We start from the raw sequence: 8599 nt of genomic DNA on the forward strand, positions 1-8599 counted from the left end.
GGAGTCCGGAAGACTCCCCGCGCCGCGACGGTGCGTGTGGATCAGGCCGAGGCGATGGCCTTGTCGGTCAGACGGTCGCCCGACTCGAGGTCGAAGACGTGCACGTGACCGGGGACCGGCGCCAGAACGACCGTCTCGCCCGCGTTCGGGTGACGGCGGCCGTCGACGCGCGCGACGATGTCGGTGCGCTTGCCGTTGACGTCGGTGTGGCCGTAGAGGTAGCCGTCGGCGCCGAGCTCTTCGACGAGGTCGACGACGACCGACAGTCCGCGGCCGTCGGCCGGGGCGACCTGGATGTCCTCGGGGCGGACACCGATGGTGACCTCGCTGCCGTGCGCCTTCCCGATGACGTCGGCCTCGACGGGAACGACGAGGTCGCCGAAGCGGACGCCACCCTCGGCCAGGTCGACCGTGAACAGGTTCATCGCGGGCGAGCCGATGAAGCCGGCGACGAAGACGTTCTTGGGCTTCTCGTACAGGTCGCGCGGGGTGCCGACCTGCTGGAGCAGACCGTCCTTGAGCACCGCGATGCGGTCGCCCATCGTGAGGGCCTCGGTCTGGTCGTGCGTGACGTAGACCGTGGTGACGCCGAGGCGGCGCTGCAGCGACGCGATCTGGGTGCGGGTCTGGACGCGGAGCTTGGCGTCGAGGTTCGACAGCGGCTCGTCCATGAGGAACACCTGGGGCTGGCGCACGATCGCGCGGCCCATCGCGACGCGCTGACGCTGACCACCGGAGAGGGCCTTCGGCTTGCGGGTCAGGTACTCCTCGAGGTCGAGGAGCTTGGCGGCTTCGAGGACGCGAGCGGCGCGCTCCTCCTTGCCGACGCCGGCGATCTTGAGCGCGAAGCCCATGTTCTCGGCGACGGTCATGTGGGGGTACAGCGCGTAGTTCTGGAAGACCATCGCGATGTCGCGGTCCTTCGGCGGCACGTCGGTGACGTCGCGGTCGCCGATCAGGATGCGGCCGGAGTTGACCTCTTCGAGGCCGGCGAGCATGCGCAGCGACGTGGACTTACCGCAACCGGAGGGGCCGACCAGGACCAGGAACTCGCCGTCGGCGACCTCGAGGTTGAGCTTGTCGACCGCGGGGCGAGTGCCTCCGGGGTACAGACGGGTTGCGTTGTCAAAGGTGACGGACGCCATTTCTTCTCCTTCACCGGCAGGTACGTGCCGGACGATCCGTAGTGAATGGAATGAACGGGGGCGACCCCGAGCGCGCGCGACAGTGAGCGCAGGCTCAGTATCGCATGTGTCTGGCCATTTCTCAGCCAGGCTGATTACCATCGATGTTCGTTCGCTTACCCGAGCGTTCCCATCATCGTCAGCGGCAGTCGTCCGCGCCCGAGAGGTCCCATGTCCCACGACCAGACGCCGAATCTGCCCGCCGAGAACGCTCGCCGCGAGGCGGTGCGCGAGAAGGCGCAGCAGGTCAAGGCGCGGCAGACGCGGGCGCGGATCGTCCGCCGGTCGCTCGCGACCATCGGCGCCGTCGCCGTCGTGGCGGTGGGCGCCGCGGGGGTCACGTACGCCCTGTCTTCTCGCGACGGTCGGTCCCAGGCCCTGCCGGACGCCGCGACCGACGACGGTTTCGTCGTCACCGCGGCGACGGGCATCGCCGATCCCCAAGCCGCGCAGACGGTCGACGGCAACGCCTCGACGCTGGCAGCCGAGGCCACCCCGTCCGCGACGGTCGAGCCGACCCCGGCTCCGACCACGACCGCAGCTCCGGTCGACATCCGCGTCTACGTCGATTACCTCTCGACCGAGGCCCGTGAGTTCCAGATCGCCAACGCCGAGCAGCTGTCGAAGTGGGTGTCGCAGGATGCCGCGGCCCTGACCTACTACCCGGTGGCCATGCTCACCTCGAAGTCGAACGGCACGAAGTACAGCCTCCGTGCCGCGGGTGCGGCCGCCTGTGTGGCGACCCACGCGTCGGACAAGTTCTTCGCGTTCAATCACGAGCTCCTGATCAGCCAGCCGGCCGTGGATTCCGACGGCTACAGCGACGAGAAGCTCGCCGACATGGCACAGGCCACGGGCGTGACCGATCCCGACACGGTGCGCGCCTGCATCGAGGACGAGACGTTCACCGGGTGGGCGAAGGCCGCGACCGACCGCGCGATCAAGGGATTGCCCGACACGAAGGGTCAGGCCCTCACGGCCACGCCGACCGTGCTCGTCAACGGCACGCCCTACGTCGGCCGCATGGACGACCCGAAGGAGTTCGCGCAGTTCGTCCTCACCGTCGACAGCAACGCCTACTACTCCACCGCGACGCCGACGCCGACCCCCAGCGCGACGCCGTCCGAGACGCCCGCGGGCTGAGCGATCCTCGACGCGCCGATAGACTGGCCGTCTCGCCGGCTTGGCGCAATTGGTAGCGCACCGTACTTGTAATACGGGGGTTGCAGGTTCAAGTCCTGTAGCCGGCACGAAAACACCAGGATCTAGCCGGTCAGCGAGTCGCGGATCGCGGTTGACTCAACGGAAACCCAACGCTTTTACCCGGCACGGTCGCGCTGCTCCTGAGCCTTGGTGTCTCGGCGACGGATCAGCCGGGGGACGAGCATCGGGCGGGCAGTCAGGCCCGCCGGGTCCTTGAACGCGTGGTGGAGCAGCTGAAAGTAGCGGGCCGGGGGAGATCTCAAAGCGCGCGCGGATCGCCTCGTCCTTCCGACGCGATCATTGGGGCACTGCTCCTCGAAGTCGAGGAGTTCGGTGATGGTGGGGGACATGCGGCATAGTCTGCGCGGGGTTCCGACATCGATACAATCGGCTCACGCTTCACCGGGGGGACTTCATGAGCGAAGATCTGACCACCTCGACGCACGCGAAGCCGCGACGGAAGCGGACCGCGGTGATCGTCGCGATCGCCGCTGGTGTGCTTGTGGTCGCGGCCGCCGTGGCGGTGCCGCTCCTCGTGAGCGCTGCGCACTCCGGTCCTGACTTCGAAGCGGCGGTCGAGAAGGACTGCGGGCTCAACCTGGGTGTGGACGCGCAGCTCCTCGACGACGGTAAGGCCCTGACGTTGAACGGTGCCGGCGAGGAATCGACCGGCCTCTCGCTTGAGAGCATGGCGTGCGTCCTGACCGCTCTCGACGTCCCGGACGCGACGATCACCCGCATGGACTCGACGCGGGCGATGGACGGGCGTCAGCGTGACCAGCTCGACGGGCACGCGGTCAAGTGGACGTACCACCCCGATGACGGTCTGGACGTCCTCCTCTCGAAGTGACGCTCCCTCCGTCGATGGCGTGCCCGCGCTACGGGTCGGTTATCGCCGCGACGTGGTGCCACGTCTGCAGAATGAACGTCCTCCCCGTGTCCCAGAGGGGGGAGGAGCTGTGTCGGAGGGGCAGATTCGGTGTGGCGGCTGTCGCGTCGAGGCCCCGCCGACAGGAACGTCGACGGGGCCTCGGATTGTCACAAGGGAAGGGTTGTCATTCAGGTGTCGTCCATTCGCTACGGCGGGTGATGTCGAACTCGGTGAGATCCTGCAGGCCATCGGCGACCTGGATGACTTTCCCTCCCGGGTAGCGACCCAGGACGGTGAACTGGTACCGCGCGACACTGCGAGCTCGGTGCGGCCCGTCCTGCTCGATCGACACGTCGATTCTCGGGCTCGGCAGCACCCGATCCACCGACAGGTCCATCTCCTGAAGCAGGCCGAGGAGACCGGGGTGCGTCGTCCATTCCATGCCCCGCGGGACGAACGTCTTGGCTGTTGCCTCCACCTCCGAGCGCACCAGCGCGAACGCGCGCTCCCCGACCCGGTGCGCGGCCGGCTTTCCCTCATCAATCATCTGGCGGACATGCTGCGGGCTGACGTTGAGGATCCTCGCCGCTTCCGTGGCGCCGACCAGGTCGGGCACCTCGAGTGAACCGCTGCGCAGGTCGGCCTCCGCTTCGGTCATGACGCAAAGCGCCACCGGCTCGCCGCGAGCGTGGACGAGACGACTGCAGCAGCCGTTGCCGCCGCCTGCGTGAATGAGTCAGCGGGGAAGGTGATCCGGGCGGAACGGTACCCGCGCGGGCTCACGCTCAGCGACGGGGCGTAGCTCGCCAGCGCGTCCATTGCCGCGTCGACATCGTCAGCGGACAGGTTGCCGCGCCGTGACGTTGCCACGGTTGCCCTGTAGTGCTTCATGAGTGTCTCCGAATCTATGCTGGACCCGGGGACCGGGGCACTTCGATTGCCCCGGTCCCCTCGTGCGGCTCTAGGAGCGCGGCGGCCAGTCGAACCCGGCCCGACGGGCGTCGGAGAGCGAGTTCTTCATGGACCGCCAGTCGCTCGGCGTGCCGCTGAAGACCGCGACTTGGTGTCCATCACGGAACACGAGCATGTGCGCGCGCTTCGGGACGGGGGTTTCTTCGACGAGCGGAAGATCTCCCCCAGCACCCTATTCCGGGCGCTGAGCACTACGACAAGCGAGGCCGACGCGGCCGGACTTGCGAATCCGTACGAACAGAATCGACACCGGCACCTCGGCCGCCGGTGTCGAACAAATCGTCCAGTGACGCCCTGACCGCGTCGAAATCTCTACCGTCCCCTGGGTACGGGAATCGCTTGGCCTTGATCCGCATGATCGCGCCGAAGTCGTCATCGCCGTCGTAGACGTGGACTCCACACGGGGCGATGAAGGTGCCCTCCATGATGGTGACGCTGCCTGTGCCCGGTTCGCGGACGACCATGCCCCGACGGTTGAAGAGGATGCTGGCGCCGTTCCACCAGAGTCTCCCGCTCACGACCTTCACCTGCGTCGGCGGGGTGAACTCAAGGTGCAGCAGGATGTGACCTCGACGCTGACGGACGATCAGGCTATTGCCTGTCCTCTCCACGTCATACGCGTCTGAACGGTGAGTGAGCTCGTTGTCGTCGATGCGGAGCAGCAGTCGGTTGTTCTGATCGAACAGGCTCAGAGAGAGGAGGTAGCGATCGTCCTCGAATCGGAACCCGAGCAGCCCGTTTCCATCGACGCCGAGTGCCCAGCACTCCCGTCCGGGGTGGCCCTTGACCGTCGTGTTCCCCATGACGATCGTGATCGGCTCCGACGAGTAGTGCAGGAGCGTGGGCGCTGTGATGCCGGCGTGTAGGTTCGCGGGGTCGTCGTTGGCTTCCCGGACCATCTTGTCGGGCAGCATCGGAACGGCGCCGGTCGCCTCCGTGTGGTGACGCGTGCACAGGAGGGTGATGTTCTCCTCGAGGTGCTGAGGGTCCTCGGCGTAGGGCGTCATGTGGTGGTACTCGTACGGGAAGTCACCGCAGACGACGCAACCGAACCCGCACCGCTGCCGCACCGCGCGCTTGATCGGGTCCGGGATTGGGGGCCGGGTCTCAGCCAAGCGGCAGCCTCTCACGCAGCGCGGGAGCAAGAGCCTCCGCGAACGTCTTCGTCAGGTGATGCGCGTCTCGGGTGACGAGGAAATCGTCGACCACGGGGTAGCAGTTCACATCGTCGCACATGCGGTCCGTGAGGTCGATCCAGTCGATGCCCTGCGTCTCGCGCTCCACAGCACGGACCGGTTCATCGAGCGCCTCATCGCGCGGCACTGCGCACGCCTCGGTGTCCTCGACGTGCGCGGCGAGGCACATCCCCGGGGTGACACCGAAGTCAGCCGTGTCGGCCATGACCACTACCCGCGAGCTCGACGGGAGTTCAGCGACGGTGCGCTGCAGAGCTTCTTCCCACGCGGCGGCCGGGTCGGCCTCTCGGCCCAGTCGCGCCGACGCGAAGTTCGCGAGCACGATGACGGTCGGCGGGTCCGCCTGCAGCCGTTCGATGACACCGCGGCGCCACTGATCGCATGCCGGGTAGGAGCGTTTCACGCGCTCCTCCGCGAGCAGCACGGACCCACACGACGACTTCGTGTTCGAGTTGAGGCGGATATCGCCCGCCTCGGCGAGCGTGTCGAAAGTGGGGAACCAGCTTGCGGCGTGGGAGTCGCCGAAGAGGACCACGCTCGGGGCGTCGGCGTTGTCGCCGAACCAGCAGCCGTCGGTGTCGGTGTCGCCCTCTTCCTGGTGACATCCGTCCGAGTAGATGACGGCGTTGTCGTCGGCGGCGGTACGGAGCGGGGGCGCGATGTTCGAGGGGACGAAGCTCGGCACGACCGGCGGGGTAGACAGGTTGCTGCCCGCCTCGACCGGGCGGCCACTGCTGATGGGAGTCTGGTTCGCGACGACGATCAGTCCGCTCGACGCGGCGACGACGATCGCCGACGCGGCAGCGGTCGCCCAGAGCGTCGTCGACGTGCGCGCGCGCTTCGCCTGCGGAGACGTGCGGAACGGCTCCTCGACGAAACGGAAGCTCAGCCACGCGAGCGGCACGGCGAGCACACCGAGCCCCAGCGTGACGACCAGCGGTAGCGGGTTCTCGTACCCGACTGCGGACTGCGGGATCTGCTGCAGCGGCCAGTGGACGAGGTACAGCGAGTAGGAGATCGCCCCGAGGAACAGCATCGGACGGACGCTGAGGATGGCCGCCGGTGACCAGCGGGTCGATGCAGATCCGCCGACGATGAGGGCCGCGGTCCCGAGAACCGGGAGCAGCGTCGTGACGCCGGGGAACGGGGTGCTCGAGGTGAAGGCGAATCCGGCGCCGACAACAGCCGCGAGACCGGCCCACGCGGCAAGCCCGGCCGGTCGACTGGTCACCCACCCCGGGCGGGAGCGCATGAGCGCGGCCACGAGACCACCGACATCACCTGGGTCATCCTCGGCGTGGTGGTCGTGTCGTTCGCGGCGTGCCTGTTACTTGCCACCCGTTCGCAGCCGTGGGCGTTCTTCTCGCTTCCGACCCGCGCGTGGGAGCTTGCCGCGCTTCGGTTGCCGGCGGAGCGCGACGAAGCTGGCGGCGAGCAGCGCCGGCCAGAGGAGATAGAACTGCTCCTCAATGCCGAGGGACCAGTAGTGCTGGAACAGCGACGGGATGGTCTCGGCGAGGTAGTCGGTGCCCTGCGCGGCGAAGAGATAGTTCGGCACGTAGAGCGCGGTCCAGATGGCGCCCTCGAAGACCTGCGTCTGCTGCAGCGGGTTCACCCAGATGATCGACGCGATGATGGTGAGGGCGAGCACCGCGAACGATGCGGGGAGGATGCGGCGGGCGCGCTTCGCGTAGAACTGGCCGAAGCGGATGCGCCCGTCACGGTCGAGGCTGCCGAGCAGGTGAGACGTGATCAGGAAGCCGGAGATGACGAAGAACACGTCGACGCCGACGTAACCGCCTCCGAGGATGGTCACACCGGAGTGGTACAGCACGACGAGGAGGACGGCGATCGCGCGCAGCCCCTGGATGTCGGGGCGGAACGAGCTCGCCGAGGGCATCGTCTTCATCAGCAATCGACCGGTCTTCCTCTAGTTGCCGCCCACCAGAGTAACGACGAAACGCACGTCGAGAACCGCGAGTGAGTAGCCTCCGGCACATCACCGCAGGGTGTGGGCGGCTACCTGCTGGCTGTGATCCGTATGTGGCGGCCCAGCAGCGCGGCAGCCGCCATCGCTTGGTCTGTGTCTGCGGTCGTCACGGTGATGGGGTGGGTCGGGTTCACCCTTACCGGAGCGCACTTGCCGACGGTGTTGCTGCTGGCCATGACCCTGGTCATGACCTACGGACTGCTGGTCGCCTTGGTAGGCGGATACCGTCTAAACCGCAAGACCGCTGCCCAACTCGCCATGGCGCGCGGTGAAGGCGCCGCGTCCACGACTTCGGAAGCGGGATCGATCTTCAAGCTGCGAGGGAACAGCTCGATCACTTTTTAGCCCGGCAGTCGGTTTGTCGGCACCAATCTTCCGCATTCCACGTTGGTCGACGCGTCAGATGGCTCGACTGCTGAGCTCGGCGAGATGAACGTCCGCTGGCCCGAGAAGCCCTGGGAAGAGCAACCCAAGGCATGAACACAGAAACGCCCCTCGGCATCCACCACCCGAAGGTGGGGACGCCGAGGGGCGTGAGGAGCTCAGACGAACAGAGCAATGTCGATCGCGGTGGCCATGAGGGAAGCCATCCACGCTGTCGGGTGGAGTCCGTCGAGTGCCGGCGACTGACCGATCTTCGCGGACGCACCCGACACTGTGGTGGAAGCGTTGTTCGCGACGGTCACCTGTGTCGGGCTGATGTAGCTGGTGATGAGGGACGTGAGTGCCGCACCAGCAGCACCCGCACCGGGCACGTTGACGTAGTATCCGGCGTTTGCTGCCGCCATTGCCGACGTGAACGGTCCCGAAGCGGACGTGAGTACGTTGCCGTCAGCCGACCACCGAAGGTCAAGGAGTAGATCGCACCGTTGACCTAGATGGCGGCCTGGATTGTGATCGAGTTCGTATTGTCGGCGTCAACGTACGGCTGAGCGGAGGTCGAGACGTAGGAGCTGCCGTACGTCACCCGCAGGTCACTGCATGCCGTGGCGATCACGTCCGGGGTGTCATGCGTGCCCGGGGTCGAGAGGACCAAGCTGCCGAGCGCGGTCGCGTACGAGGTGCCCACGATCGCCCCGGGGAGTGGGGTGGAACGGCGACGGTACGTGCTGTCACCGACACGCTTGCTCAGACCGGGTGCGTCGAATACGCCCATCAGCTCACTCCGATCGGGGGGGGGGGA

12 protein-coding genes and 1 tRNA gene are annotated in these 8599 nt (G+C 67.2%); 4 read left to right on the forward strand and 9 right to left on the reverse strand.

The window, feature by feature from the left end:
- Positions 1 to 41 precede the first annotated feature (41 nt).
- Complete coding sequence (locus D8Y23_RS15225) at positions 42 to 1145, reverse strand: ABC transporter ATP-binding protein (RefSeq protein ID WP_128218921.1); 1104 nt, start codon at positions 1143 to 1145, stop codon at positions 42 to 44.
- 210 nt (positions 1146 to 1355) lie between these two features.
- Here D8Y23_RS15225 and D8Y23_RS15230 point away from each other — a divergent pair, with 210 nt between their 5' ends.
- Together D8Y23_RS15230 and D8Y23_RS15235 are read left to right on the forward strand one after the other, a co-directional pair.
- Positions 1356 to 2327 (forward strand): DsbA family protein, encoded by a 972-nt coding sequence (locus tag D8Y23_RS15230; RefSeq protein ID WP_128218922.1) that lies wholly within the window; start codon positions 1356 to 1358, stop codon positions 2325 to 2327.
- 34 nt (positions 2328 to 2361) lie between these two features.
- A tRNA-Thr gene (locus D8Y23_RS15235) sits at positions 2362 to 2434 on the forward strand.
- Between the two features lie 69 nt (positions 2435 to 2503).
- On the opposite strand, the gene D8Y23_RS15240 is transcribed toward D8Y23_RS15235, so the two are convergent.
- Positions 2504 to 2737 carry a DUF3263 domain-containing protein gene (locus D8Y23_RS15240; protein WP_128218923.1) on the reverse strand — a complete coding sequence of 78 codons (234 nt, stop codon included), beginning with the start codon at positions 2735 to 2737 and terminating at the stop codon, positions 2504 to 2506.
- A gap of 65 nt (positions 2738 to 2802) precedes the next feature.
- Between D8Y23_RS15240 and D8Y23_RS15245 the strand changes: the two genes are divergently transcribed.
- Positions 2803 to 3237 carry a hypothetical protein gene (locus D8Y23_RS15245; protein ID WP_128218924.1) on the forward strand — a complete coding sequence of 145 codons (435 nt, stop codon included), beginning with the start codon at positions 2803 to 2805 and terminating at the stop codon, positions 3235 to 3237.
- Between the two features lie 205 nt (positions 3238 to 3442).
- Here the strand turns inward: D8Y23_RS15245 and D8Y23_RS15250 are convergent, their stop codons facing one another.
- The 5 genes from D8Y23_RS15250 to D8Y23_RS15270 all read right to left on the reverse strand — a co-directional run bounded on the left by D8Y23_RS15250 (position 3443) and on the right by D8Y23_RS15270 (position 7335).
- Complete coding sequence (locus tag D8Y23_RS15250; RefSeq protein WP_128218925.1) at positions 3443 to 3916, reverse strand: helix-turn-helix transcriptional regulator; 474 nt, start codon at positions 3914 to 3916, stop codon at positions 3443 to 3445.
- Complete coding sequence (locus D8Y23_RS15255; protein WP_128218926.1) at positions 3913 to 4128, reverse strand: hypothetical protein; 216 nt, start codon at positions 4126 to 4128, stop codon at positions 3913 to 3915. Before D8Y23_RS15255 ends, D8Y23_RS15250 begins: the two co-directional genes overlap by 4 nt.
- Positions 4129 to 4421: 293 nt before the next feature.
- A complete protein-coding gene (locus D8Y23_RS15260; protein ID WP_128218927.1) occupies positions 4422 to 5345 on the reverse strand; it encodes an HNH endonuclease in 924 nt (307 codons plus the stop codon).
- A complete protein-coding gene (locus D8Y23_RS15265) occupies positions 5338 to 6690 on the reverse strand; it encodes an acyltransferase family protein (protein WP_128218928.1) in 1353 nt (450 codons plus the stop codon). The genes D8Y23_RS15260 and D8Y23_RS15265 overlap by 8 nt, the downstream gene beginning before the upstream one ends.
- A 63-nt stretch (positions 6691 to 6753) precedes the next feature.
- On the reverse strand, positions 6754 to 7335 hold the full coding sequence (locus tag D8Y23_RS15270) for an acyltransferase family protein (protein WP_128218929.1): 582 nt from the start codon (positions 7333 to 7335) through the stop codon (positions 6754 to 6756).
- 102 nt (positions 7336 to 7437) lie between these two features.
- Here D8Y23_RS15270 and D8Y23_RS15275 point away from each other — a divergent pair, with 102 nt between their 5' ends.
- On the forward strand, positions 7438 to 7761 hold the full coding sequence (locus D8Y23_RS15275) for a hypothetical protein (protein ID WP_128218930.1): 324 nt from the start codon (positions 7438 to 7440) through the stop codon (positions 7759 to 7761).
- 197 nt (positions 7762 to 7958) lie between these two features.
- Here the strand turns inward: D8Y23_RS15275 and D8Y23_RS15280 are convergent, their stop codons facing one another.
- Both D8Y23_RS15280 and D8Y23_RS15285 read right to left on the reverse strand, forming a co-directional pair.
- Entirely contained in the window at positions 7959 to 8204 is a 246-nt protein-coding gene (locus tag D8Y23_RS15280; RefSeq protein ID WP_128218931.1) for a hypothetical protein, read from the reverse strand.
- A gap of 86 nt (positions 8205 to 8290) precedes the next feature.
- On the reverse strand, positions 8291 to 8599 hold a 309-nt coding region (locus tag D8Y23_RS15285), incomplete at its 5' end, for a hypothetical protein (protein WP_205797297.1).

This window comes from Microbacterium enclense (genome assembly GCF_004022425.1).
Taxonomy (GTDB): domain Bacteria; phylum Actinomycetota; class Actinomycetes; order Actinomycetales; family Microbacteriaceae; genus Microbacterium; species Microbacterium enclense_A.

Coding starts and splice junctions, on each gene's coding strand:
- D8Y23_RS15250 (WP_128218925.1), bottom strand. CDS start 3,916: ATGACCGAAGCGGAGGCCGACCTGCGCAGCGGTTCACTCGAGGTGCCC.
- D8Y23_RS15230 (WP_128218922.1), top strand. CDS start 1,356: ATGTCCCACGACCAGACGCCGAATCTGCCCGCCGAGAACGCTCGCCGC.
- D8Y23_RS15270 (WP_128218929.1), bottom strand. CDS start 7,335: ATGAAGACGATGCCCTCGGCGAGCTCGTTCCGCCCCGACATCCAGGGG.
- D8Y23_RS15225 (WP_128218921.1), bottom strand. CDS start 1,145: ATGGCGTCCGTCACCTTTGACAACGCAACCCGTCTGTACCCCGGAGGC.
- D8Y23_RS15240 (WP_128218923.1), bottom strand. CDS start 2,737: ATGTCCCCCACCATCACCGAACTCCTCGACTTCGAGGAGCAGTGCCCC.
- D8Y23_RS15280 (WP_128218931.1), bottom strand. CDS start 8,204: ATGGCGGCAGCAAACGCCGGATACTACGTCAACGTGCCCGGTGCGGGT.
- D8Y23_RS15245 (WP_128218924.1), top strand. CDS start 2,803: ATGAGCGAAGATCTGACCACCTCGACGCACGCGAAGCCGCGACGGAAG.